At 55.0% G+C, this 22,345-nt stretch carries 23 protein-coding genes; 7 read left to right on the forward strand and 16 right to left on the reverse strand.

Going from position 1 to position 22,345, the window contains the following annotated elements; genetic code table 11:
* Positions 1 to 191: 191 nt before the first annotated feature.
* From FJD38_RS11240 to FJD38_RS11255, 4 genes are all read right to left on the reverse strand, one after another.
* Positions 192 to 500, reverse strand: coding sequence for a GIY-YIG nuclease family protein (locus FJD38_RS11240; RefSeq protein ID WP_122782510.1), 309 nt, complete (start codon positions 498 to 500; stop codon positions 192 to 194).
* The gene (locus FJD38_RS11245) at positions 487 to 951 is read right to left on the reverse strand and encodes a nuclear transport factor 2 family protein (RefSeq protein ID WP_146385359.1); all 465 of its coding nucleotides are present in this window, start codon (positions 949 to 951) and stop codon (positions 487 to 489) included. The genes FJD38_RS11240 and FJD38_RS11245 overlap by 14 nt, the downstream gene beginning before the upstream one ends.
* A 65-nt stretch (positions 952 to 1,016) precedes the next feature.
* Positions 1,017 to 2,315 (reverse strand): CynX/NimT family MFS transporter, encoded by a 1,299-nt coding sequence (locus FJD38_RS11250; RefSeq protein WP_146385361.1) that lies wholly within the window; start codon positions 2,313 to 2,315, stop codon positions 1,017 to 1,019.
* Positions 2,305 to 2,964 (reverse strand): FadR/GntR family transcriptional regulator, encoded by a 660-nt coding sequence (locus FJD38_RS11255; RefSeq protein WP_122782513.1) that lies wholly within the window; start codon positions 2,962 to 2,964, stop codon positions 2,305 to 2,307. The genes FJD38_RS11250 and FJD38_RS11255 overlap by 11 nt, the downstream gene beginning before the upstream one ends.
* A 165-nt stretch (positions 2,965 to 3,129) precedes the next feature.
* Between FJD38_RS11255 and FJD38_RS11260 the strand changes: the two genes are divergently transcribed.
* Positions 3,130 to 3,438, forward strand: a complete 309-nt coding sequence (locus tag FJD38_RS11260) for a type II toxin-antitoxin system MqsR family toxin (protein WP_146385363.1) — start codon at positions 3,130 to 3,132, stop codon at positions 3,436 to 3,438.
* The gene (locus tag FJD38_RS11265; RefSeq protein ID WP_122782515.1) at positions 3,438 to 3,929 is read left to right on the forward strand and encodes a type II toxin-antitoxin system MqsA family antitoxin; all 492 of its coding nucleotides are present in this window, start codon (positions 3,438 to 3,440) and stop codon (positions 3,927 to 3,929) included. Before FJD38_RS11260 ends, FJD38_RS11265 begins: the two co-directional genes overlap by 1 nt.
* Positions 3,930 to 4,032: 103 nt before the next feature.
* Here the strand turns inward: FJD38_RS11265 and FJD38_RS11270 are convergent, their stop codons facing one another.
* The 4 genes from FJD38_RS11270 to FJD38_RS11285 all read right to left on the reverse strand — a co-directional run bounded on the left by FJD38_RS11270 (position 4,033) and on the right by FJD38_RS11285 (position 8,193).
* Positions 4,033 to 4,797, reverse strand: coding sequence for an amino acid ABC transporter ATP-binding protein (locus FJD38_RS11270; protein ID WP_122782516.1), 765 nt, complete (start codon positions 4,795 to 4,797; stop codon positions 4,033 to 4,035).
* Between the two features lie 9 nt (positions 4,798 to 4,806).
* Positions 4,807 to 5,904, reverse strand: a complete 1,098-nt coding sequence (locus FJD38_RS11275) for an amino acid ABC transporter permease (protein ID WP_122782517.1) — start codon at positions 5,902 to 5,904, stop codon at positions 4,807 to 4,809.
* Between the two features lie 10 nt (positions 5,905 to 5,914).
* Positions 5,915 to 7,096, reverse strand: coding sequence for an amino acid ABC transporter permease (locus FJD38_RS11280; protein WP_122782518.1), 1,182 nt, complete (start codon positions 7,094 to 7,096; stop codon positions 5,915 to 5,917).
* A 68-nt stretch (positions 7,097 to 7,164) separates the two neighbouring features.
* A complete protein-coding gene (locus tag FJD38_RS11285; RefSeq protein ID WP_122782519.1) occupies positions 7,165 to 8,193 on the reverse strand; it encodes an amino acid ABC transporter substrate-binding protein in 1,029 nt (342 codons plus the stop codon).
* Positions 8,194 to 8,613: 420 nt separating this feature from the next.
* Here FJD38_RS11285 and FJD38_RS11295 point away from each other — a divergent pair, with 420 nt between their 5' ends.
* Both FJD38_RS11295 and rhlB read left to right on the forward strand, forming a co-directional pair.
* Positions 8,614 to 9,270, forward strand: a complete 657-nt coding sequence (locus FJD38_RS11295) for an alpha/beta hydrolase (RefSeq protein WP_146385365.1) — start codon at positions 8,614 to 8,616, stop codon at positions 9,268 to 9,270.
* A gap of 85 nt (positions 9,271 to 9,355) precedes the next feature.
* Positions 9,356 to 10,846: an ATP-dependent RNA helicase RhlB gene (gene rhlB, locus FJD38_RS11300; RefSeq protein WP_122782520.1), complete on the forward strand. Its 1,491-nt coding sequence runs from the start codon at positions 9,356 to 9,358 to the stop codon at positions 10,844 to 10,846.
* Positions 10,847 to 10,932: 86 nt separating this feature from the next.
* Here rhlB and FJD38_RS11305 read toward each other — a convergent pair whose 3' ends face one another.
* The 4 genes from FJD38_RS11305 to moaC all read right to left on the reverse strand — a co-directional run bounded on the left by FJD38_RS11305 (position 10,933) and on the right by moaC (position 13,691).
* A complete protein-coding gene (locus tag FJD38_RS11305; protein ID WP_146385367.1) occupies positions 10,933 to 11,526 on the reverse strand; it encodes a hypothetical protein in 594 nt (197 codons plus the stop codon).
* A gap of 994 nt (positions 11,527 to 12,520) precedes the next feature.
* Complete coding sequence (gene moaE / locus FJD38_RS11310) at positions 12,521 to 12,973, reverse strand: molybdopterin synthase catalytic subunit MoaE (protein WP_146385369.1); 453 nt, start codon at positions 12,971 to 12,973, stop codon at positions 12,521 to 12,523.
* A 2-nt stretch (positions 12,974 to 12,975) separates the two neighbouring features.
* Complete coding sequence (gene moaD / locus FJD38_RS11315) at positions 12,976 to 13,221, reverse strand: molybdopterin converting factor subunit 1 (protein ID WP_146385371.1); 246 nt, start codon at positions 13,219 to 13,221, stop codon at positions 12,976 to 12,978.
* Positions 13,218 to 13,691 carry a cyclic pyranopterin monophosphate synthase MoaC gene (gene moaC / locus FJD38_RS11320; protein ID WP_122782524.1) on the reverse strand — a complete coding sequence of 158 codons (474 nt, stop codon included), beginning with the start codon at positions 13,689 to 13,691 and terminating at the stop codon, positions 13,218 to 13,220. Before moaC ends, moaD begins: the two co-directional genes overlap by 4 nt.
* A gap of 158 nt (positions 13,692 to 13,849) precedes the next feature.
* Here moaC and FJD38_RS11325 point away from each other — a divergent pair, with 158 nt between their 5' ends.
* Complete coding sequence (locus FJD38_RS11325; protein ID WP_122782525.1) at positions 13,850 to 14,296, forward strand: DMT family transporter; 447 nt, start codon at positions 13,850 to 13,852, stop codon at positions 14,294 to 14,296.
* Here the strand turns inward: FJD38_RS11325 and FJD38_RS11330 are convergent.
* Together FJD38_RS11330 and FJD38_RS11335 are read right to left on the reverse strand one after the other, a co-directional pair.
* The gene (locus FJD38_RS11330; RefSeq protein WP_122782526.1) at positions 14,213 to 15,193 is read right to left on the reverse strand and encodes a LysR substrate-binding domain-containing protein; all 981 of its coding nucleotides are present in this window, start codon (positions 15,191 to 15,193) and stop codon (positions 14,213 to 14,215) included. The genes FJD38_RS11325 and FJD38_RS11330 overlap by 84 nt on opposite strands.
* A gap of 232 nt (positions 15,194 to 15,425) precedes the next feature.
* Positions 15,426 to 16,820 (reverse strand): PhoH family protein, encoded by a 1,395-nt coding sequence (locus FJD38_RS11335; RefSeq protein ID WP_122782527.1) that lies wholly within the window; start codon positions 16,818 to 16,820, stop codon positions 15,426 to 15,428.
* Between the two features lie 474 nt (positions 16,821 to 17,294).
* Between FJD38_RS11335 and FJD38_RS11340 the strand changes: the two genes are divergently transcribed.
* Positions 17,295 to 17,615, forward strand: a complete 321-nt coding sequence (locus FJD38_RS11340; protein WP_146385373.1) for a hypothetical protein — start codon at positions 17,295 to 17,297, stop codon at positions 17,613 to 17,615.
* A gap of 489 nt (positions 17,616 to 18,104) precedes the next feature.
* On the opposite strand, the gene FJD38_RS11345 is transcribed toward FJD38_RS11340, so the two are convergent.
* The gene (locus tag FJD38_RS11345; RefSeq protein ID WP_146385375.1) at positions 18,105 to 19,001 is read right to left on the reverse strand and encodes a lipid II-degrading bacteriocin; all 897 of its coding nucleotides are present in this window, start codon (positions 18,999 to 19,001) and stop codon (positions 18,105 to 18,107) included.
* Positions 19,002 to 19,310: 309 nt separating this feature from the next.
* Entirely contained in the window at positions 19,311 to 20,435 is a 1,125-nt protein-coding gene (locus tag FJD38_RS11350) for a polysaccharide deacetylase family protein (RefSeq protein ID WP_146385377.1), read from the reverse strand.
* A 949-nt stretch (positions 20,436 to 21,384) separates the two neighbouring features.
* Between FJD38_RS11350 and yaaA the strand changes: the two genes are divergently transcribed.
* Positions 21,385 to 22,164: a peroxide stress protein YaaA gene (gene yaaA, locus FJD38_RS11355; protein ID WP_122786471.1), complete on the forward strand. Its 780-nt coding sequence runs from the start codon at positions 21,385 to 21,387 to the stop codon at positions 22,162 to 22,164.
* The last annotated feature ends 181 nt before the right edge of the window (positions 22,165 to 22,345 follow it).

Raw genomic sequence — 22,345 nt, forward strand, 5'->3', positions numbered from 1 at the left:
CGCTACACCTCAGATCAAGCTCCCTCTCCCAGAGGGAAAGGGGACTAAAAGCAGATTCGCGCTACACCTCAGATCAAGCTCCCTCTCCCAGAGGGAGAGGGGAATAAAAGCAGATTCGCGCTACGCCTCAGATCAAGCTCCCTCTCCCAGAGGGAGAGGGGAATAAAAGCAGATTCGCGCTACGCCTCAGATCAAGCTCCCTCTCCCTCTGGGAGAGGGCTGGGGTGAGGGTTTGCGCACCCCACCTGACTCAGCACTAGACACTCCTTGGCGCTCTTCCTGAGCTTTTTGATCAGCCGTTCCTGACGCAACGCTTCGCCTTTATCAGGCCAGGACTCGACATACACCAGCGCCACTGCCGGGCTCGAGGCAAAAAATCGCGCGCCCTTGCCCGTTTGATGCTTGGCAAAACGGCGCACCGGATCATCGCTGATCCCGCAATACAACGAACCATTGGCCGCCCTGACCAAATACACAAACCAGGGTTTACTCACGGCCAGCCTGAAAGGCTTTAAGGCCTTTTAGCGCCTGCCCCCGTATCGCGTTTTTTACCCACGGCGTCCACCCCAACAGCAGCCCCTTGATACCCAAGGCCTGACGCGACCAACGCCATAGATCAAAATGATCATGGTGTTCGCAAATCTTGCCGTCCCGAAATACAAACCGGGCCTCAATATCATTGATCACCACCGCCCCGCTCTGACTGAACACATAGGTCGCCACCCAATGAGCGCTGCCCGTCTGCGCGTCGGCCTGCACTCGGTCAAAGGTCAGCGTAAAGTCTTTGGCCCGGGCCGTCAGCATGCGCCACATATCGCCAGCATTGCGGCCACGCAGCTCACCGAATACCGGGTCGCTGAACACCACGTCGTCGGTGTAACAGGCTGCCATCGCTTCGGCATCAAGGCGTTGGAAAGCTTCATAGAAATGGGTGATCAACGCTTGGCTCATGACAAGGTCCGTTCCATTGGAGTATCTGAGCACGATAATCTGCAATCCGCAGAAACACTACGCCTTCAGAGTCGTTCGCTTTGCACATTCACATAACGCATGCGCCCCGCTCCCAGTCCGGCAACGATGGCAGCGACACCAATCACCCCGAAAATCCAGCCCAGCGCACTCCAGCCCCCTGTCACTTCATGCACCACGCCGACGGCCAACGGCCCCATGGACGCCACGGTGTAACCAATGCCCTGAGCCATCCCCGACAGGTTGGCCGCCACGTGAGCATCGCGCGAACGCATCACAATCAAAGTCAACGCCAGGCTGAATGCTCCGCCCTGCCCCAACCCCAGCACAATCGCCCAGCCCCATAAACCGTCAAGCGGCGCATACAGACAGCCGAACAGGCCGGCCAGGGTCATGCTCATCACCAACACGATCGCCAACCGCTGGTCCTTGCCGCGCGTGGCCAACCAGGGCGCTGTCAGTGCCGTAATCAATTGCACGATGACCGAACCCGACATCACCAGCCCGGCCTGAGTTGCCGTCAAACCGCGCCCCATCAAAATGGAAGGCAACCAGCCAAAAACAATGTACGACAGCGACGATTGCAAGCCCATGTACAACGTCACTTGCCACGCCAGTGGATCACGCAGCAACCCCCGCACCCGGTAAGCCACTTTATGCGCGCCTTGCCGCTTGCCCGTTTGCGGCAACCAGAAGATGGCCGCGATCAGTGCCGGCAATGCCCAAAAGCCCAAGCCCAATGCCCAGCTATTGCCCATTGCATGGCTTAACGGCACCGTGGCACCTGCCGCCAATGCCGCACCGAGACACAATGCCATGGTGTACACGCCCGTCATCGTGCCCGCATGCCCGGCAAAATCACGCTTGATGATGCCCGGCAGCAATACACCGATCACGCCAATACTGGCGCCCGCCAAAATGCTCCCGGCAAACAGCCCCACGTCTCCCAACGAACTGCGCAGTGCAATGCCGCCGCCCAGCGTCAGCAATATTCCCAACACTACTCGCTCAGTCCCGAAACGCCTCGCCAGTACTGGCGCCAAAGGTGCGAACAGCCCCAGACAGAGCACCGGCAAGGTGGTCAACAAACCCGCCTGAGCCGCAGACAAACCCAGGCTGTCAGACACTTGCGAGAGTAAAGGCGCCATGCTCGACAGGGCTGGGCGCAGATTCAACGCCACCAGCACCAAACCCAGCAACAGCAACCACGGCCGCACGACAACGGGAGGTATGGGCGGCACCTGCTCGTCATCGACTTCGGCGTCAATCAGCAGTTCTTCCAGATCGTCCACAGGGCGAACAGGCTCGGTGAAGCGGGCCATGGTTTTCTCCGGTTCAGGGTTCATTGATCAACGTCCGGCAAAGCGCCATCGCCCGTTGCGGATCTTGCTGTTCAACAGCCGCCAGCAGGTCAATGTGCAAATCAAACACCGACTGGCGACGAGGCTGGGCTGCCAAAGTCGAACGTATCTGGCTGGTGACGATGCTTGAGGTGTAGCGATACAACTCACTCAGTGCGGGGTTGTGCGCGGCATCAATCAAGCGTTGGTGAAACAGCAAATCGCAGCCAATAAACGTATCGAGCTCACCGTGGTAATGCTGGGCACTTTCCTTCAGAGCCAGATGCAGCAGGCGCAGATCTTCATCCGTGCGCCGCAAAGCCGCCAAGCCAATGGCTTCAACTTCCAGGATGTGCCGCGTCTCGCGTATTTGCTCCAGCGAGCAGGAAGACAACGCGCGCAAGGTATCCATCGGATCGATGCGTCCTCGTAAATAACTGCCGTCGCCCTGGCGGATCTCGATCAAACCGGCAAAGGCCAGCACGCGCATGGCTTCGCGCACGGTATTACGGCTGATACCCAGCTCTGCTGCCAGTTCGGGCTCGGTTGGCAAACGCTGCCCGACCTCCCAGGCGCCTTCTTTTATTCGCGTGCGCAGTTGTTCAAGGGCCTGGTCAACCAGTGAGCGTTTAATCAGTGGGGAAGCTTCTGTCATGAAATTCGCCTTTTCATCCAATCATTGGATGAATTTTCCGACATGTTAGTCAGACCCACGCGATCGGGCAATCCGCTAGAGATAAGTGGTCAACAGTAAATGACGGTTATACGTTGCAAAAAACACCCTTAAAGGGTAGTTTCACACTTATCGAGGCCGCCTCTTATGGAAAAGAAAACACCTCACTACGATCTCTTTTGCATTCAGGACGACGTACGCCGGCTTGGTGCTGTGGCATTCACTAAAAGCGCACTGGATGGCGGGCGGACGATGGGCCTGACACTGGCGCAAATGCAGCGAGTGATTACCTCACTGGAGCGCAGGGAGCTATACAAGTCGATGACCACTCATGCCGACCACCGGGTGTGGCAGGACGTTTACCACACCGATGCTTACGGCTTATTTATTTACATCAAGGTGACTTACCGACCCGGTGGAGGGCCGCCTGTCATTGCCTTCAAGGAAAAACACTGATGGACAGACACGATTGCTACACCTGCGGTGCGCCTAACGCATTGCAAGCATTTCAAGATCGCAGTTTCACCGTATGTTTCAAACAATTGACTCGATCGGTCCACGGTCTGGCGGGCCATGAATGCGCGAAGTGCGGCGAAGTCGAGTTCGACGCTCCCAGCGCAGAGCGCTATGCCCAGGCAGGAGATGAACTGATAGAAGATGCCAAGCGGGTCATGGCTGATGAGATGAAACGCATTCGTCGCAAGTTGCATTTCACCCAAAAAAGCGCCGTACAACTATTGTCCGGCGGTGGTCACAACGCATTTAGCCGATACGAACGGGCCGAAGTGGAGCCTCCAAAGCCCTTGTTTGTGCTGATGCGCCTACTCGATCGCCACCCCGAACTGGTGGCTGAATTAGAGACCCTCAATGAATGTGCAGATATCAATACGCTGCTGGAGCAAAAGCAACAGCAGCGCGAGAAAGCACGCCACCCCATCGCCCTGTAGCCGCTGCCGCAGGCTGCGATGGGTTGCGAAGCGACCCCGACAACCGAAGGTCCTTCGGCCCTTATCGCAGCCTGCGGCAGCGGCTACACGTAGTGCGTTTGGATCAATGCAAGATCTGATTCAAAAACAGCTTGGTCCGGTCATTTTGCGGGTTATCGAAGAACTCATTCGGCGCGGCCTGCTCCACGATTTCACCCTTGTCCATAAAGATCACCCGGTTGGCCACCGTACGTGCAAAGCCCATTTCATGAGTCACACACAGCATGGTCATGCCGTCTTCGGCCAACCCGATCATGGTGTCGAGAACCTCCTTGACCATTTCCGGGTCAAGGGCTGACGTCGGTTCATCGAACAACATGATCTTGGGCTTCATGCACAACGCCCGGGCAATCGCTACCCGCTGTTGCTGACCACCCGACAACTGCCCCGGGTACTTGTGCGCCTGCTCCGGAATTCGCACACGCTCCAGATAGTGCATGGCAATTTCTTCAGCCTGACGCTTTGGCATCTTGCGCACCCACATCGGTGCCAGTGTGCAGTTTTGCAAAATGGTCAGGTGCGGGAACAGATTGAAGTGTTGAAACACCATGCCCACTTCACGGCGCACGGTTTCGATTTGCTTGATGTCGTTGGTCAACTCAACGCCGTCAACCACGATGCGCCCTTGCTGGTGCTCTTCGAGGCGATTGAGGCAACGAATGGTCGTCGACTTGCCAGACCCCGAAGGCCCGCACAATACAATGCGTTCCCCCGGCTGCACGTTCAGGTTGATGTCCTTGAGCACGTGAAACTGGCCGTACCACTTGTTAACGTCCTGCATCTGAATAATGCCTTCAGCGCTCGCAGGTTTTTTGATGGCTTCACTCATGTCGCACTCCTAACGCTTATGACCAGTGTCCAGCTTGCGCTCCAGATGCATGGAGTAGCGGGACATGCCAAAACAGAAAATCCAGAACACCAACGCCGCAAACACATAGCCTTCCGTCGCCATACCCAACCACGTCGGGTCGGCGGCCGCTTGTTTGACGCTGTTGAGCAAGTCAAACAAGCCGATGATGATCACCAGGCTCGTGTCCTTGAACAGGGCAATAAAGGTGTTAACGATGCCGGGAATAACCAGTTTCAAGGCTTGCGGCAAGATCACCAGGCCCATGCTGCGCCAATACCCCAAGCCCATCGCTGCCGCGGCTTCGTACTGCCCCTTGGGGATAGCTTGCAAGCCCCCGCGCACCACTTCCGCCACATAGGCCGACTGGAACAGAATCACTCCGATCAACGCGCGAAGCAGTTTGTCGAAGTTCATGCCCTCGGGCAGAAACAGCGGCAACATCACCGAAGACATAAACAGCACGGTAATCAGCGGTACACCGCGCCAGAACTCGATGAAGGTCACACACACCACGCGAATGGCCGGCATGTCCGAACGCCGTCCCAGCGCCAGCAAGATCCCCAGCGGCAAAGCACCGGCAATGCCGACTGTGGCAATCACCAGCGTCAGCATCAAACCGCCCCACTGGCTGGTGGCCACGTTGCTCAGGCCAAAGTAACCGCCATGCAACAGGCTGTACGCCGCAATCGGGTACACCACCAGAAAGCTCAGCCCGTAGATGGCCTTGTGCTTGAACCGCGAGATAAACAGCGGTGCCACACCGACCACGGCCAAAATCACCGTCAGGTCGACCCGCCAGCGCAGTTCACGCGGGTAATAGCCGTACATGAACTGGCCAAAACGCTGCTGGATAAACACCCAACAGGCGCCCTCTTTGGTGCAGTCCGCCCGGGTACTGCCGACCCAATTGGCATCGAATATCGCCCAGCTCAGCAGCGGCGGCACGATCAGCCAGATCAGGTAAAAGGCAAATAGGGTCAGCAGTGTGTTGAGCCAGCTGGAAAACAGATTGGCCCGCGCCCAGGCGACGATGCCGATGCGATTGCCCGGTGGCGGCATGTCAGGTTTGAAAACATGAGTCGTCATAGTCGCGTCCTCATCGCTCGATCAGCGCAATGCGCGTGTTGTACCAGTTCATCAACAGCGAAATGCTGATGCTGATGGCCAGGTAAACGCTCATGGTGATGGCGATGACTTCAATGGCCTGCCCGGTTTGGTTCAGCACCGTACCGGCAAACAGAGAAACCATTTCCGGGTACCCGATGCCCGCCGCCAGCGACGAGTTTTTCACCAGGTTGAGGTATTGGCTGGTCAACGGCGGAATAATCACCCGCAATGCTTGAGGGATGATGACCTTGCGCAAGGTCGGCCCGGGGCGCAGCCCCAAAGAACGCGCGGCTTCAGTCTGGCCATGACTGACCGATTTGATGCCCGAACGCACGATCTCGGCGATGAATGCAGCGGTGTAAACAGTCAAGGCAATGGTCAAAGCCAACAGTTCAGGGATCAGCACCCAGCCGCCCACAAAGTTGAAACCCTTGAGCTGTGGCATTTCCCAATGCACCGGCGACCCGAATACCAGCACGCACAGCCCCGGGATCACCAGCAAGAGCGCCAAACCGGCCCAAAACTTATGGAAGGGCACACCCGTGTCTTCGAAGCGTTTGTTGGCCCAACGAACCATCAGCACAATCGCTACCAGCGCCAGTACCACACTGACCACAAAAGGCCAGAAGGCGTCGGTTCCAATGGCTGCCGGCATATTCAGGCCACGGCTGCTCATGTAGAAAATGTCGCCGAAGTTATGACTGTTACGCGGGCCTGGCATGGTCAGAAAGACAGCGAAATACCAGAACAGGATTTGCAGCAATGGCGGGATATTGCGAAACACCTCCACATACACCGTCGCCAGTTTATTGATCATCCAGTTCGGCGATAGCCGCGCAATGCCGACGATGAACCCGAGGATCGTCGCCAGAACCACACCGATGGCCGATACCAGCAACGTATTCAACAACCCGATAACGAATACGCGGGCATAACTGTCAGACTCGGTGTAATCAATCAAATGCTGCGCAATGCCAAACCCGGCACTGCGTTCAAGAAAGTCAAAACCCGAAGTAATACCGCGGTGTTGCAGGTTGGTCTGGGTGTTGTTGAACAAATACCAGCCCATGAAGACCACCAACGCGACGGTGATGATCTGAAATAACCACGCACGCACACGTGGATCGCTGAGGCTGAGCCTCGGCTTGGGTGCGCCGACTTTTGTCTGCATGAAATGCCCCAGGAAAGATGGATCAACACAACATCACCCGGCAGTTGGCCTGCCGGGTAACAGGGCTATCAGCGCACAGGCGGTGCGTATTGGATGCCGCCGTTGTTCCACAGGGCGTTCAGCCCGCGGTCAATGGCCAGCGGAGTGCTTTTACCGAGGTTTTTCTCGAAAACTTCACCGTAGTTACCGACCTGGCTGACGATTTGCACCACCCAGTCCTTCGGCAGTTTCAAGTCTTTGCCGTATTCACCATCAGCACCCAGCAAACGGGCCACGTCCGGGTTTTTGGTGGATTTGGCTTCTTCCACTACGTTCTTCGAGGTCACACCGGCTTCTTCGGCATTGAGCATGGCAAACAGCGTCCACTTCACAATGCTGAACCAGTCTTCGTCGCCCTTGCGAACCACTGGCCCCAAAGGCTCTTTGGAGATGGTTTCAGGCAACACCACGTAATCGTTCGGGTTGGCCAGCTTGCTGCGTTGTGCGTAGAGCTGGGACTTGTCGGAGGTCAGTACGTCGCAACGGCCGCTTTCAAGCGACTTGGCGCTTTCATCAGACGTGTCGAAGGTGATCGGGGTGTATTTCAGATTATTGGCGCGGAAGTAATCCGACACGTTCAGTTCAGTGGTGGTACCGGCCTGGATGCAAATGGTCGCACCGTCCAGTTCCTTGGCACTTTTTACGCCCAGCTTGTTGTTGACCAAAAAGCCAACGCCGTCGTAATAAGTCACACCGGCAAAGACCATGCCCATGCCCGCGTCACGAGAGCTGGTCCAGGTGGTGTTGCGCGACAGCACATCCACTTCACCGGATTGCAGCGCAGTAAAACGCTCCTTGGCATTCAGCTGGCTGAATTTGACCTTGGTCGCATCGCCAAACACGGCTGCCGCTACGGCACGGCAAATATCAGCATCGATCCCCAAAATCTTGCCGTCTTTGTCAGGCACCGAAAAGCCCGGCAAGCCATCGCTGACACCACACTGCACAAACCCTTTCTTTTTAACCGCATCGAGCGTCGCGCCGGCGTTGGCAAAACCGCTGACACTTAACACGATGGCGGCAGTGGCCAAAGCCAGGGTGGATTTCAGTTGCTTCATTCAAACCTCCAAGTGCTGCTTATGTTGTGTTTGAACAAGACCCGCCGCCCCCTTGTGAGGCACTGTTGACCCGTGTTGGCTTTTTATTGGGTCAAGCGGCATAAGCCTTGAGCGATGGGTGCATCGCACGAACTTTCACACTGAAGCGCTCACTTGAGCTGTTGCTGTCCCTGTCTAACTTCACCGTCCAGCTTTTTGCAGCCCCCACGTCGACAGTTGCCTGTTAGTGTTACCGCCGAGGGTGAATGCATTAACATCCCTGACTCGTTAGCAAAGCGCGTACCACTCTTGCGCCACAGGGCATTGCGCCCTATTTTTCAGAAAAAACTTTCAGGCAATACCCAGATTTTTCACAACCAGAACGATTACGCACCTTTGTCGCGCACCCAATTCGCGCGCACGCACAACGATGGAGCAGCCATGACCGACCCCCTGATTATCCAGCCACCAAAGACCGCAGACGCTTGTGTTATCTGGCTCCACGGCTTGGGTGCCGACCAGACTGACTTCCAGCCAGTGGCTCAAATACTGGTGCAGACGCTACCGACGACGCGCTTTGTTTTACCTCAAGCGCCCAAGCGCCCCGTCACCATCAATGGCGGATATGCCATGCCCAGCTGGTACGACATCAAGGCCATGAGCCCGGCACGCTCCATCAGCATGGATGAGCTGGAAACGTCGGCCGAGACGGTGATTGCCTTGATCGAAGCGCAGAAGAGCGCCGGAATAGACGCCAGCCGGATATTTCTCGCAGGCTTCTCCCAGGGCGGGGCCGTGGTCTATCACACCGCTTACGTGAAATGGCAGGGCGCACTGGGTGGCGTTATTGCCCTGTCCACCTATGCACCGACCTTCGACGATCAGCTGGAACTGTCCGCCAGTCAGCAACGCATTCCTGCTTTGTGCCTGCATGGCCAGAAGGATGAAGTCGTTCAATACGCGATGGGCCGTTCGGCTTATGAGCATTTGAAGCAACGGGGTGTATCGGTTACATGGCAGGAATACCTAATGGGCCATGAAGTGTTACTGGACGAAATCACCCACATAGGTGATTGGCTGAAAGACCGTCTGGGCTAAAACTGAAACATCCTGTCGTTCACCTACGCCGAGCACGCGACTTGCATTACACTGCCCGGCGTACACTCCTTAACCAACTGATGAGATGACCGTGCTCAAAGCACTCAAAAAAATTTTTGGTAAAAGCGAGGCTGAGCCGCTCGCGCCAGCTTCAACCACGCCTGGAGCCAGCCAAGGCCCGCGTACTGATGCACAAAAGCCTGCCCGTCCGGAGCCTGAACCCGCCGCGGTGAATACCCCCGCAGCCCCTTCGGCACCTGAACCGCAGCGCATCGAAAAACCCAAAGTGACAAAACCACGCCGTGAAGTGGCGCCCAAGCCGCCGGTCATTCCCTGGAAACTCGAAGACTTCGTGGTTGAGCCGCAAGAAGGCAAAACCCGCTTTCACGATTTCAACCTGGCCCCCGAACTGATGCACGCCATTCAGGACCTGGGCTTCCCGTATTGCACGCCGATTCAGGCTCAGGTTCTGGGTTATACCCTGAGCGGCCGTGACGCTATTGGCCGCGCCCAGACCGGCACTGGCAAAACCGCAGCCTTTCTGATTTCGATCATCAGCCAGCTGACGCAAACCCCACCGCCCAAAGAGCGGTACATGGGTGAGCCGCGCGCGTTGATCATTGCGCCGACCCGCGAGCTGGTGGTGCAAATCGCCAAAGACGCTGCCGACCTCACCAAGTACACCGACCTCAACGTCATGGCGTTCGTAGGTGGCATGGACTTCGATAAACAGCTGAAACAGCTAGAAGCCCGCCACTGCGACATCCTGGTCGCCACACCGGGCCGCTTGCTGGACTTCAACCAGCGCGGCGAAGTTCACCTGGACATGGTCGAAGTCATGGTGCTCGACGAAGCCGACCGCATGCTCGACATGGGCTTCATCCCCCAAGTGCGTCAGATCATTCGTCAGACCCCGCCGAAAGCCGAGCGCCAGACCCTGCTCTTCTCCGCGACCTTTACGGAAGACGTGATGAACCTGGCCAAACAATGGACCACCGACCCGGCCATTGTTGAAATCGAAGCGCCAAGCCGTGCCAACGAACTGGTGGAACAGCATGTCTATGCCGTGGCCGGTGCTGACAAATACAAATTGCTGTTCAACCTGGTGAACGACAATGGCTGGGAACGCGTGATCGTGTTCGCCAACCGCAAAGACGAAGTGCGCCGCATTGAAGAGCGCCTGGTGCGCGACGGCATCAACGCTGCGCAACTGTCCGGCGACGTGCCGCAGCACAAGCGGATCAAGACCCTCGAAGGTTTCCGCGAAGGCAAAATTCGCGTCCTGGTGGCCACTGACGTCGCGGGTCGCGGCATCCATATCGACGGCATCAGCCACGTGATCAACTTCACCCTGCCTGAAGTGCCGGACGACTACGTACACCGCATTGGCCGAACCGGCCGTGCGGGCGCCAGCGGTGTCTCCATCAGCTTCGCGGGCGAAGATGACTCCTACCAACTGCCGTCCATCGAAGCCATGCTGGGCCGCAAAATCAGCTGCGAAACCCCGCCGACAGAACTGCTGCGCCCGGTGGTACGCGCCGTGCGCAAGCCGCAGGACCCAACAGAAACGGCGTAATACTCGATTCGCTGGTTATGTAGGAGCGAGCGTGCTCGCTCCTACAGGTGTTTTGACCAGCACCGTCAATGAAGGCGCAGGCACCTCTACACGTCACCGTAACCAACATCGCCGAAAAGCATAATGCCGAACGCGACCACCCAATACACCCCTCCCAACATGATCCAAACAATATTGGCTGTCGTGAACTCACGGTTGCTTGTGCCTTCAGGATCACCGGCAAGTCGATTGATCGCCCGCTGAGCGCCGATAAAGCAAGTGGTCGTTACAGCAAGGGTTGTGGCACTGATTGCGAAAGCCAGCCGAGGGTCTGCAGGGGCATCGAGAAATAAAGGGGCTATAAACGATAGGACAGTCACTCCTATAAGCGACACGCCTCGTAATGTTGGATACCAACGATACACTTCGCCGGTTGTTTGGAGCCCAGCATTGATTCGTTCAAACAACGGCACAATAAAGAATGGCCAAAAAATGCCACGCATAAAGGGAGTGACCTCAGCGCCTCTGGCATCTCTATAAAACACCCAGTTTCGATAAGACCAATACACTGCGTAACCACCTATAGTGATCACAAACAAGATCAAAAACTTATTGATGGACACGACATATAAATCCGCGTGAGAACTCGTTGCGCTCTCACCCTTGGATAAAAGGACATCGTGTTTATTTTCATCGCACATACACTGACCTTCACTTTATAAAAAGCCAGCAATAAACCACACAACAACCTACAGAGTATGCAGAACACTTCTTTTTAATCCGTAGGATGTTTCTACAAGCAGACAACGTAAAGCCAATCACTCCCTCAAACTTCTTCCAACCGCACATCAAATATTTTATGACCGACACAAGTGACTTTAAACGCCCACACCAAAAAAAAGCCAGCGACCAACACCATATTCCCCGCCAAATTGCCGACCCACTGAAATACTGCGCCTACAGCCACTGTCCCTATTAACGCGCCCACCACCATAAGGTTCCATATCAACATCTGTCTGGCCAGGGCATATCTAATTTTCTTTCTTTGGTCAAAAGCCGCATGCAAATGAGCGTTACAGTTAATACACGGTATATGCTGCCCCCCCAACAACTGACAAAGAGCTCCATAAGTAGATGGCCACACGCACTCGCAACGTGAGCAGTAGAAACAATAAACGGACAACGATCCGCTACAGAAAATGACGAAAGGTTATTCATGTGTGTCCTTTCTTGAAATTCTTATGATTAAGCACTCAATACAACCCTGCCGATTTACAAGTTGCCGAAAAAGTCGTGCTCTGTTAACCCATTGTAAAGCCCGACTGCTGAAGCCGTATCACACTGACTCTTTGAAACCCATGCGTTACGTTTTGGCGTGTTCAACTTAGAAGTTGAACCAACAGAAAAACTGATACCGGCAGACCGAAAGCAATCATTAGCAGCATCCCTCTGCTCTAGTACTTCCCAGTTGGGCCACCCACTTCAAGAGACGCATCATCCATTGCGACAAGTTTCTCCTGCTTATCTGAAATTGACCGGTGTACACAACGGGCTGACGTAAGCATCCGGGCTCCTCCCTAAATAAAGGGCTGAACGCTAACGGATAGACAGGTGAGGAGGTTGTAGGAGGATTCTGAAATTTTTAAAAGATACGTCTTGGATCGTTGCGGAGCACCGACTGGTGCTCGTAAACCATCATTTCAGCCAGCGCTCCGCTGCGGCTTCATCACTGGCCCGCCCTTCGACCCAGCGCGGGCCATCGCAGGTCTGTTCTTTCTTCCAGAACGGCGCACGGGTTTTCAGGTAGTCCATGACGAAGGCGCAGGCGTCGAAGGCGGCTTGACGATGGGCACTGGCCACGCCAACAAACACAATGGGTTCACCCGGCTCCAGCGCGCCCACACGGTGCAGCACGTGCAGTTTGAGCAACGGCCAGCGCTGCTCGGCTTCGGCCATGATCTTGGCCAAGGCTTTTTCGGTCATGCCGGGGTAATGCTCCAGAAACAGCCCCGCCACGTCGCGCCCGTCATTGAAGTCGCGCACATAGCCCACAAAGCTCACCACCGCGCCGACGCCCAGATTGGCCGCGTGCAGGGCGTTGACCTCGGCCCCCGGATCAAAAGCCGCCTCTTGTACCCGAATCGACATGTTCAGCCTCCCGTGACCGGTGGGAAAAACGCCACGTGGTCGCCTTCCGCCAAGGGTTCATCGAGCTTGCAAAGCTCTTCATTGCGCGCACACATCAGGTTGGGCTCTGCCAGTACCTGCCAGACGTCTTTGCGTTGCAGCAAATGCGCACGCAAGTGCTCTAGGGTGGCGAACTCGCCTTCGACCGTTTCGCTATCAACCCCCAATGCTTCACGGTAGCGGGCGAAGTACATGACGTTCAGTTTCATGCCTGGTCAGCCTTGAAGTGACCGCTCTTGCCGCCGAGCTTTTCCAGTACGCGCAGGCCTTCGATGGTCATGCCGCGGTCGACCGCTTTGCACATGTCGTAAATGGTCAGCGCAGCCACGCTGGCGGCCGTCAGGGCTTCCATTTCAACCCCGGTCTGCCCGGCCAGCTTGCAGCGCGCGACGATCAAAACTGCCTCGGTGCCTTGAGCGCTGAGTTCAACTTTAACGCTGGTGAGCATCAACGGATGGCACAAGGGAATGAGATCAGCGGTTTTTTTCGCTGCCTGAATGCCGGCGATACGGGCCACGGCGAAAACATCACCCTTGGGGTGACCGCCACTAACAATCATGGCCAGGGTTTCGGGGCGCATGTGCACCACCGCTTGAGCCACGGCCTCACGGGACGTCACGGCTTTATCGGTAACGTCGACCATGTTGGCACGGCCTTGGGAATCTAAATGAGTCAGCACGGGAATACTCCAGACAGGAAGGTCGAGTTTAAACCCGAGCGTACGGTTTGCCCACGTCCGCCGGGCTATCCATCCCGCGAATAGCGCACATCAGATCGTCGAATTGGTCACCCGCCCTCCTGCGCCGTACAACGGTGCAAACCTTGGAGGATGCAGTGATGCCGTTTTTTATTGCGATTGTGTTAAGTCTGCTGGCCGGTGCCGCCGTGCCTTTGCAAGCTGGGAGCAACGCCCGCCTGGGGGTGCTGCTGGGCCACCCGTTCTGGGCAACGGCAATGTCGTTGTGTGTCAGTGGTGCCGCCATTGCCGTGGTGATGCTACTGATCAAAGTGCCCCGCCCCAATGCAGCCGCGCTTCTCGGTGCACCCTGGTGGGTGTGGTTGGGCGGGCTGGCCGGGGTGTTTTACATCACCGTGGCGCTGATGATCGTGCCACGTCTGGGTGCGCTGAATTTCATCATGGCGGTGGTGGTCGGCCAGTTGCTGATTTCAGTGCTGATGGACTATTTCGGGTTGCTCGGCTTACCCAGGCACACGCCCAGCCTGCAAAAGCTGATCGGCGTCAGCGTGGTGCTGGCCGGGTTTTTCATCGCTTCTCGGGGTTGATGCCGTCACCTGTTTGACTAACTCACGCAGCCAGCGATGGCCCGGGTCTTCGTTTAAACGCGGGTGCCAAACCTGCACGTAGTTAAAGGGCGCAATGGCCAAGGGCGGGGGCATTGTGACGAGACCGTCGCCCATCACCCGATTGTCGAGGGTGCGGGTGGCCACGGTGAGGATCAAGTCTGTGTCGACAATCATGGCCGGGGCCGCGCTCCAGTGCGGCACATTGACCACCACCCGACGCTGCAAACCCCGCGCACGCAGCACGTTATCGACTTCGCCCTGGGTGCTGCCGTCAGTGGAGACCAGCAGGTGCGGACGCGCCAGATAACCCGTCAGATCCAGCTCGCCCTGCTCAGGCAGCGAGCGCCGGTTTAACAGGCAAGTGAAGGTCTCTTCAAACAGCAACTCACTGCAGACCTCATCGGTCAGGTGGGTAAACACCCCCAGGGCGAGGTCAATCTTGCCCTGTTCAATTTGCTCCAGCATGCCGGCGCGGCTGTCTTGTACCACCACCAACGAGGTGTCGGGTGCTTGGGCGCGTAGTTGCACCAGTAACTTCGGCAACACAATCGAGGCACCGTAATCCGACATGGCGACACGAAAAGTGCGTTGCGACTCGGCAGGAACAAAGTCGATGGACTGGCCGAGCAAGGATTCGATCTGCCCGAGGATGGCTTTGAGTGGGGCCTGAAGGTTTTGTGCCAGCACACTGAGCACCACCTCGTTGCCCTGACGGATCAGCAAGGGATCGTCCAAAAGCACCCGGAGTTTGTTCAATGAGTGGCTGATGGCCGGTTGGCTGAGGTGCAGGCGGATGCCGGTGCGGGTCACGTGCTTCTCCGTAAGCAACGCGTCGAGCACCACCAGCAGGTTTAAATCGATGTTGCGCAGTAACATCCTGACGATCCTGTCATGCCTGTGCCGTGCAGCTTAACGCGATTTGGTCATACCCGTAGCAGCTGCCGAAAGCGGAGTGCGGTTGCGAAGCGACCGTAGATCCTGAAACCCTGCTTTGCGGTTTTACGACGACTGCGTCGCCGGACGCAGCCTTCGGCAGCTGCTACGGGTAGGAGGTGACTCGTGATGAAATCGGGTGAAACCGGGCGGCTCAGGGCCGCCCGGGGCTGGGTCACAGATGGGATTCGGCGTATTCGGCCAGAATCGAACGAGGCACCCCTTGCAGGGCAATGTGCACACCATTGGGGAAGTCTTTGAAACGCTCCGTCAGGTAGGTCAGCCCTGAACTGGTGGCCGACAGGTAAGGCGTATCAATCTGCGCCAGGTTGCCCAGGCACACCACTTTAGAACCTGCACCCGCACGGGTGATGATGGTTTTCATCTGGTGCGGTGTCAGGTTTTGGCATTCATCAATCAAAATCAGGCTTTGCTGGAAGCTGCGGCCCCGTATGTAGTTGAGGGATTTGAACTGCAAAGGCACTTTGCTAAGAATGTAATCAACGCTGCCGTGGGTGCTTTCGTCCTCCATATGCAAAGCTTCAAGGTTGTCGGTGATAGCGCCCAGCCAAGGTTCCATTTTCTCGGCTTCGGTGCCCGGCAAAAAGCCGATTTCCTGATCCAGCCCTTGCACGCTGCGGGTACAGATGATGCGCCGGTAGCGTTTGCTGACCATGGTTTGTTCAATAGCCGCCGCCAGCGCCAGAATGGTTTTACCCGAACCCGCCGCACCCGACAGATTGACCAGGTGAATATCCGGGTCCAGCAAGGCAAACAACGCCAGCCCCTGATAAATGTCCCGAGGTTTGAGCCCCCAGGCTTCCTGATGCAATAAAGGCTCTTGATGCAGGTCGAGAATCAACAGGTGGTCTTTGCGAATCTCCTTGATCCAGCCGACAAAGCCCTGTTCGTCGATGATGAACTCGTTGATATGCACCGCGGGTAAATTATCCACCAGCTGTACCTGATGCCAGGTACGGCCATGCCCCTGACGGGTTTCAACTTTGCTGACACGGTCCCAGAAGGAGCCGGTCATGGTGTGATAGCCGCGAGACAGCATCGACACGTCATCAACCAATTGGTCGGTGCTGTAATCTTCGGCTTCGATTCCGCAGGCACGCGCCTTGAGGCGCATGTTGATGTCTTTGGTCACCAGCACCACATGCCATTCCGGTCGGCGGGCATGCAAGTCGATCAACTGGTTGATGATGATGTTGTCGTTGAGGTTTTCGGGCAGCAGCGTGTTGGGTTCTCTGCGCTTGTTCATCAAGATGGAAAGGAAGCCTTTAGGGCCGCTTTTACCACGCTGGATGGGCACGCCTTTTTCGACATCTTCGGGGCAAGCAACGCCCAATAACTGATCGATCAGCCTGATTGCCTGGCGGCACTCCGCAGCCACCAGCAACTTGCCGGCCTTGAGTTTGTCGAGTTCTTCGAGCACCGTCATCGGGATTGCGACGTGGTGTTCCTCGAAGTTGAGCAACGCATTGGGATCGTGAATCAGAACATTGGTATCGAGTACATAAAGGATCGGTTTGTTGGAAGAAGGAATGCGTCCGTGATCATCCATACTCGGTCACCTTTGTGGGAGCCATTCGACGCAATACCTCAACAGTGTTGCGCCTCGAAGTGACTGCCTATTCATCTGAACCTGCCAGATGAATGTCCTGCCCGATGGGTCTTGGAAGACGCCACCTGTGTTGCAGGTTTCGGCTGTCTGTCTTCGTAATACTCCAAATTGTGTGACAAAAAAAAGCTTTTCTTGCGCTTTTTAACTATTTTTTTCTAACGGGCCAAATGGACTTGGCGCCATCTCAAATCGCTACTAGGCTTAGTAATTACCTGAAACATAGTCATACGTTTTTGAACCGAAAATCGGCTATCTCGGATACAAAAAGCGGAATTTATTCTGCTGACAGAAATGCCAGAGCCCTCTGACAAAAAGCGCGGATGCGTCTTGTCTGCCCTCCTTCAAGGCGCACGTAAGCTTCGTGGCAGGCTGCTTTCAGCCTGATTCCTCAATGCTTATGCCGAAGGAGGCCGTATGACCCCAATTTCCAAAACCCTGGAACACCTGCTGCTCGATATTTACAAAGACGGCAGCGTGTCTTTTACCGAATACCAACAACTTCGTGACAATGCAGACGAGCGCATGGAGGCGGTCATTCGCGAGTTTGGCCTGCACAACAACATCACTGCCTTCCAAAAGGCGATGGACGTTGCCATGCAGTTGCTTCAGCTTTCGGTCATTGATGCCAAAAAAGCCCAGCTCACTGACACCGGTGAGGCCATCGTCAAAGACGCCATCGTGGCTCAAGTTGAATACCTTCGCGTCGGCACCGACATGGCCTTACGCCTTCTGTAACCCCCTCGCCCGCCTTCACCGGCGGGCACTCCCTTCACGGGTGACCCATTGCCCCGCATTCTTGCCAACCCAAACCGCTCTGCGCCGTCGCTTTCAACAACCAGGGCAATGAGCTGCGCACATTCACTTAGAAGAGGCAAGGAGCCTCACAGGTAATAATACAAAGGGGAGAAGCGAGCCCCCTCAATTATCTTCGACCAGATAACTCTAAATGCCCGTCGCAACTTAGGAGAGCATCAAGTTTGACTTCACCCATTTCGATTGGCACTATCCACCAATGGGTGTGTTCGTCATACCGAGCCCCTGGGAGTATCTTTATCTGTTCAAGATCAATCGCTGGCGGATGCTTAGAAAAGTAGGCATGTACAGATCGCTCAAAGAAGGATTGCCCTGCGGATGGGCAAGAGGCCACTTGACTATCATTACATCCCGATAGGGCGATCACTATTACTGAAAAAAATACACGCTTCTTATCTATCATCCTACCCTCTACTTTCTGCCACTGAACTGAATTTTCTGACTACCTCTAACAACAATCTGATAATCAGCGTGCCCAAACTTATCACCTAAATATCGCAGGAAATTAGTCAGTGATTCTTGCATATATGTCCGATTGCTATGATCAGAGTCATAAGTATCAGGATTGAGTGTGAAGGCACCGTCAAATGACCAAGAACCGTTCGCTGATATATTTAACGTACCGTTCACATTACCACTCACTCGTCCGAGCAAACCTGCAGCCCAAAGATTGAGAGAAAACCTGAAGGCATTGTAAGTGAATGGCTTATTTATAGTGTAAACACCTGGGCCATTTTTATTCACAGTTTCAATCATCGGTGAAAAATCAGAAGCGACCATAGACAGATTCAAAGAACCAATATTGACGTAACGCGTTTTCCCCTGCCCCCAAAGCCAATAGTAAATACCAGCAATTGGCATCAGGGCCGTTCCATAGAAATCGTGCGCTGCTGACTCTTGGGGTGCAAAAGTTCCGGAGTGCTGATGCCACCAAGCCGATGAGTACAACACTTGTGTAAAACCATTTTTCTTAGCGCCAAACGAGTCGCCCAGTGCTTGATGATCGTGTTGCTGCAAAATATTCTGGGCGTCAGCGTGCATTTTTAGTTGTTTATAAATATCGGCGGCACTCAGCCCATTAAAGCCATCGAAAGCAGCTTTGAGTACACCCTCAACATCCCCGGCTGACGAAAGGGGAAACATTTTTTCGCCATTTGCATAAACTTTCCGGATCCCGTTTTTTTTCTGAAAAGAGAGATGCGGCGGCATATTTTTGATGTAAGTATTGGGGCTATAGTTAAAACCAGAAGACGGCTTCGCTTCTGGCCAGGTGACGTATGTATTTGGAAGTTCGAGGGAGCCTTTCATATCATTCCTTTGATCAATAATCAACGTAAAAAATAGTAATCGATTTAAACACACCCAAAACCATGCAGTGAAGCTACTCACTACAAAACGGGTTACATTTGTATAAAAAAGGCATAAGTAATTAAATTAATTATCTAGAATCTCGATACATTTATTTCCAGGAGCTGTATCGAAATACCCTATGCCTAGCCTATCGCCGAACCCAATCTCTGCTTTACCACTCAATACGTCAATAAATAAAATGGCACCTATAAGAATCAAGAACATGCTTACAAACTATGATCAAATATCAGACCCTACGATAAGATGTCACTGTGCAATAGCCTCACAATTTTGCCAGCCCAAACCGCTCTGTGCCGTCGCTTTCAACAACCAGGGCAATGCGCTGCGCACTTTGTCTTGAGTGTCGTGAAAGGCAATCACCCCATGACGCCACAACAGCATCAAGGTCAGCACCCGATGCGCCGACTGCTCGCCGGTCAGGCTGGCGGCCATGTCTTGCGAATCAATGTTCCACAAGGCCACTTGCAAACCTTGCGACTTGAAAAATGCGCCGCTGTCTGCGCGTCGATGCCCATAGGGGGGGCTGAACACAGGCACGTAATTGTCTGGTAGCTGCTGTTTGACCAATGCGGCACTGCGCACAATCGAGTCCTGCCAGTCTTGCCAATGGCTGTGCGAGCGGTATTCCCAGCCTTGCACACCGACGCACTGGCCCTTGTACAGCGACTGAACGGCCTGTTCAGAGGTTTTACCGAGGCGCGCTTGCAGACTATTGCCGAGCACAAAGAAGGTCGCGCTCATGGATTGCTTGCGCAAGTAGTCGGTGAGCCAGTCTGTTGTGCCCGATGACTGGCTGGGGCCACTGTCGAGCGTCAACATAAAGAGTCGGTCGCTCATTTGTTCGCCGTTGAACTCCTGCTCACCGAACACAGCGACTTCACTGGCAATTTGCGGGAACAACGCTGCCATTCGCAGCTGTTCATCCAGATAACGACGATGGAACTCACGGCTCGGCTCGGCCCATGCCGCGTAAAACGAGTCGTCGGCCACGACAAATTTGCCGGCCTGTTCGCGCAACGATGGCATGTCTTCGACGTAGTAACAAAACGATGCATCCTGATCGCAGCTCTGTTGGGCGGCGTTGTAGTTAAGCAAGAGCTGCTGCCACAGGCGCTGACGAACGCTATCGATTGAGTCGAGGTTAATGGCTTTAAGGTTAAGACGCTGTTTCAGGGCGTTTTCATCCAGCGCTTCGGTGGCCAGTAAAGCATGAGCGAAGGTGAGGATTTCTGCGCGTGAGGCCACGTCGAACAAGGCCGGGCTGTTCAGTTGTTCCGGCCAAGTGCTGCGGTCCAGCGTTGCCGGTTCGTTGGGCGCCGCCATTGCACCCAGACACATCAGCCAGGTCGATAAAAAAAGAGCCACACGCACGGGTTGTTCTCCCAATAAAAAACTGCCAGCACTATAACCTTGCTTGCAGCGCTTTAAGACTGATGCTTGTTGCTTGTTGCTTGTTGCTTGTTGCTTCTAAAACAATGCCCCTGCCGCCACCGAAACAGGGGGAGCGACACTGGGGCCCATCACAGGAGGCTGAACGTAGGTGCTGTTATGGGGGTGGCGAGGCAGGACGCCGAGCCAGCCGCGATCGGGCCAAGGATGGCCCGTCGCGGCGGGCCCCCATAACAGTGCCGGAGAGAAGGCACCGGGCGAGCCTAGGCGAGCTCGGCCGTATGGTAGGGCGCAGACCTTTTGGTTCCTTTTGGGGCGTCTGCCAAAAGGAACTCGCCGTAAGGGCGAAACCCGTAGAAAGGTTTAATTCATCTAATGGATATGTACGCTGGCCAATTGAAGGCTTCGAGTACATATCCATTTTTAGCGTCTAGCTGACGTAATGGTTACGCCCTTACGGCGTGTCACTTTGCAAAAGCGGCAAAGTAACCAAAACGCTTCCGCCCCCGCGTACGGCCCTCGCTTCGCTCAGGTGTCCCTCACTCCGGTCCCGCTCCGTGGGCACGCTGCGACGGGCCATCCATGGCCCGATCGCAGCTCTCCCGGCATCCATGCCGGTCGACCCACTCCGCGAAACCTCCATTCGGCCTCCCGAAGGGGCGGCAGATCAAGATCAAAAACCAGATCAAAAACCAGATCAAAAACCAGATCAAAAACCAGATCAAAAACCAGATCAAAAACCAGATCACAAGCCAGATCAAAAACAGATCACAGGCTCGTTGCCTCGTCACGAGGCTGCGGCAAGCAGCCCATCTCAACCTTCATTCCTCGTCAGCAACTACACCTCAACACCCTTCTATGAAGGTGATAGGTGGAGTCAAACCCTCCTACCCCCTAGAATTGCTCCCCTGCCTATAAAGGAGACGACCTTATGCTGATGGTGATTTCACCCGCTAAAACCCTCGATTACGAAACGCCGCCAGCCACTGCGCGCTTTACCTTGCCTCAGTACCTGGACCACTCGCAGGTGTTGATCGAGCAATTGCGTGAGTTAAGCCCGCAACAGATTGGCGAGCTGATGCACCTGTCCGATAAGCTTTCAGGCCTCAATGCCGCTCGCTTCGGCAGCTGGACCCCAGCCTTTACTCCCGAAAATGCCAAGCAGGCACTGCTGGCCTTTAAAGGCGATGTGTACACCGGCCTCAATGCCGTGGACTTCAATGAAGACGACTTTGACTATGCCCAAACCCATCTGCGTATGCTCTCAGGCCTTTACGGACTCTTGCGTCCGCTGGACTTGATGATGCCGTACCGACTGGAGATGGGCACCAAGCTGGCCAACGCTCGCGGCAAGGATTTGTACGCCTTCTGGGGTACACGCATCAGCGAGTGGCTCAATGAAGCACTGGCGGAACAAGGCGATGATGTGTTGCTCAATCTGGCGTCTAACGAATACTTTTCAGCCGTCAAAAAATCAGCCTTGAACGCGCGCATCATCAATACCGAATTCAAGGACCTGAAAAACGGTCAGCACAAGATCATCAGCTTTTACGCGAAAAAGGCCCGAGGCATGATGAGCCGCTTTGTGATCAAGGAACGTATCAACAACCCTGAACACCTCAAGCAATTTGACGCTCAGGGCTATCGTTACAGTGCCGAGCACTCGAAACCCGACTTGCTGGTTTTCCTACGCGATCACGCCCCCGAATAACCCCTCCCTTTTTCGACGCACCTCAGCTCCCTGAGCGTGCGTCGCACCTGATTTCGCCCTCCCAACCCTTCGATAAATATAAATTCACTCGACAAATGTGACTTTTTTTCATAGTGGCACTTAATTTTTTTTTGGATAGTGGCACTTAACTATCGCAACGAATGAACTCCCTACAAATAAA

The organism is Pseudomonas saxonica, from assembly GCF_007858365.1.
Taxonomy (GTDB): domain Bacteria; phylum Pseudomonadota; class Gammaproteobacteria; order Pseudomonadales; family Pseudomonadaceae; genus Aquipseudomonas; species Aquipseudomonas saxonica.

Coding starts and splice junctions, on each gene's coding strand:
- FJD38_RS11255 (WP_122782513.1), bottom strand. CDS start 2,964: ATGACAGAAGCTTCCCCACTGATTAAACGCTCACTGGTTGACCAGGCC.
- FJD38_RS11330 (WP_122782526.1), bottom strand. CDS start 15,193: ATGTTACTGCGCAACATCGATTTAAACCTGCTGGTGGTGCTCGACGCG.
- moaD (WP_146385371.1), bottom strand. CDS start 13,221: ATGAAACTGAACGTCATGTACTTCGCCCGCTACCGTGAAGCATTGGGG.
- FJD38_RS11280 (WP_122782518.1), bottom strand. CDS start 7,096: ATGCAGACAAAAGTCGGCGCACCCAAGCCGAGGCTCAGCCTCAGCGAT.
- FJD38_RS11270 (WP_122782516.1), bottom strand. CDS start 4,797: ATGAGTGAAGCCATCAAAAAACCTGCGAGCGCTGAAGGCATTATTCAG.
- FJD38_RS11345 (WP_146385375.1), bottom strand. CDS start 19,001: ATGAAAGGCTCCCTCGAACTTCCAAATACATACGTCACCTGGCCAGAA.
- FJD38_RS11335 (WP_122782527.1), bottom strand. CDS start 16,820: ATGGATGATCACGGACGCATTCCTTCTTCCAACAAACCGATCCTTTAT.
- yaaA (WP_122786471.1), top strand. CDS start 21,385: ATGCTGATGGTGATTTCACCCGCTAAAACCCTCGATTACGAAACGCCG.
- FJD38_RS11340 (WP_146385373.1), top strand. CDS start 17,295: ATGACCCCAATTTCCAAAACCCTGGAACACCTGCTGCTCGATATTTAC.
- FJD38_RS11275 (WP_122782517.1), bottom strand. CDS start 5,904: ATGACGACTCATGTTTTCAAACCTGACATGCCGCCACCGGGCAATCGC.
- FJD38_RS11265 (WP_122782515.1), top strand. CDS start 3,438: ATGGACAGACACGATTGCTACACCTGCGGTGCGCCTAACGCATTGCAA.
- FJD38_RS11260 (WP_146385363.1), top strand. CDS start 3,130: ATGGAAAAGAAAACACCTCACTACGATCTCTTTTGCATTCAGGACGAC.
- rhlB (WP_122782520.1), top strand. CDS start 9,356: ATGACCGTGCTCAAAGCACTCAAAAAAATTTTTGGTAAAAGCGAGGCT.
- FJD38_RS11325 (WP_122782525.1), top strand. CDS start 13,850: ATGCCGTTTTTTATTGCGATTGTGTTAAGTCTGCTGGCCGGTGCCGCC.
- FJD38_RS11285 (WP_122782519.1), bottom strand. CDS start 8,193: ATGAAGCAACTGAAATCCACCCTGGCTTTGGCCACTGCCGCCATCGTG.
- moaE (WP_146385369.1), bottom strand. CDS start 12,973: ATGTCGATTCGGGTACAAGAGGCGGCTTTTGATCCGGGGGCCGAGGTC.
- FJD38_RS11295 (WP_146385365.1), top strand. CDS start 8,614: ATGACCGACCCCCTGATTATCCAGCCACCAAAGACCGCAGACGCTTGT.
- FJD38_RS11305 (WP_146385367.1), bottom strand. CDS start 11,526: ATGTGCGATGAAAATAAACACGATGTCCTTTTATCCAAGGGTGAGAGC.
- FJD38_RS11245 (WP_146385359.1), bottom strand. CDS start 951: ATGAGCCAAGCGTTGATCACCCATTTCTATGAAGCTTTCCAACGCCTT.
- FJD38_RS11250 (WP_146385361.1), bottom strand. CDS start 2,315: ATGAACCCTGAACCGGAGAAAACCATGGCCCGCTTCACCGAGCCTGTT.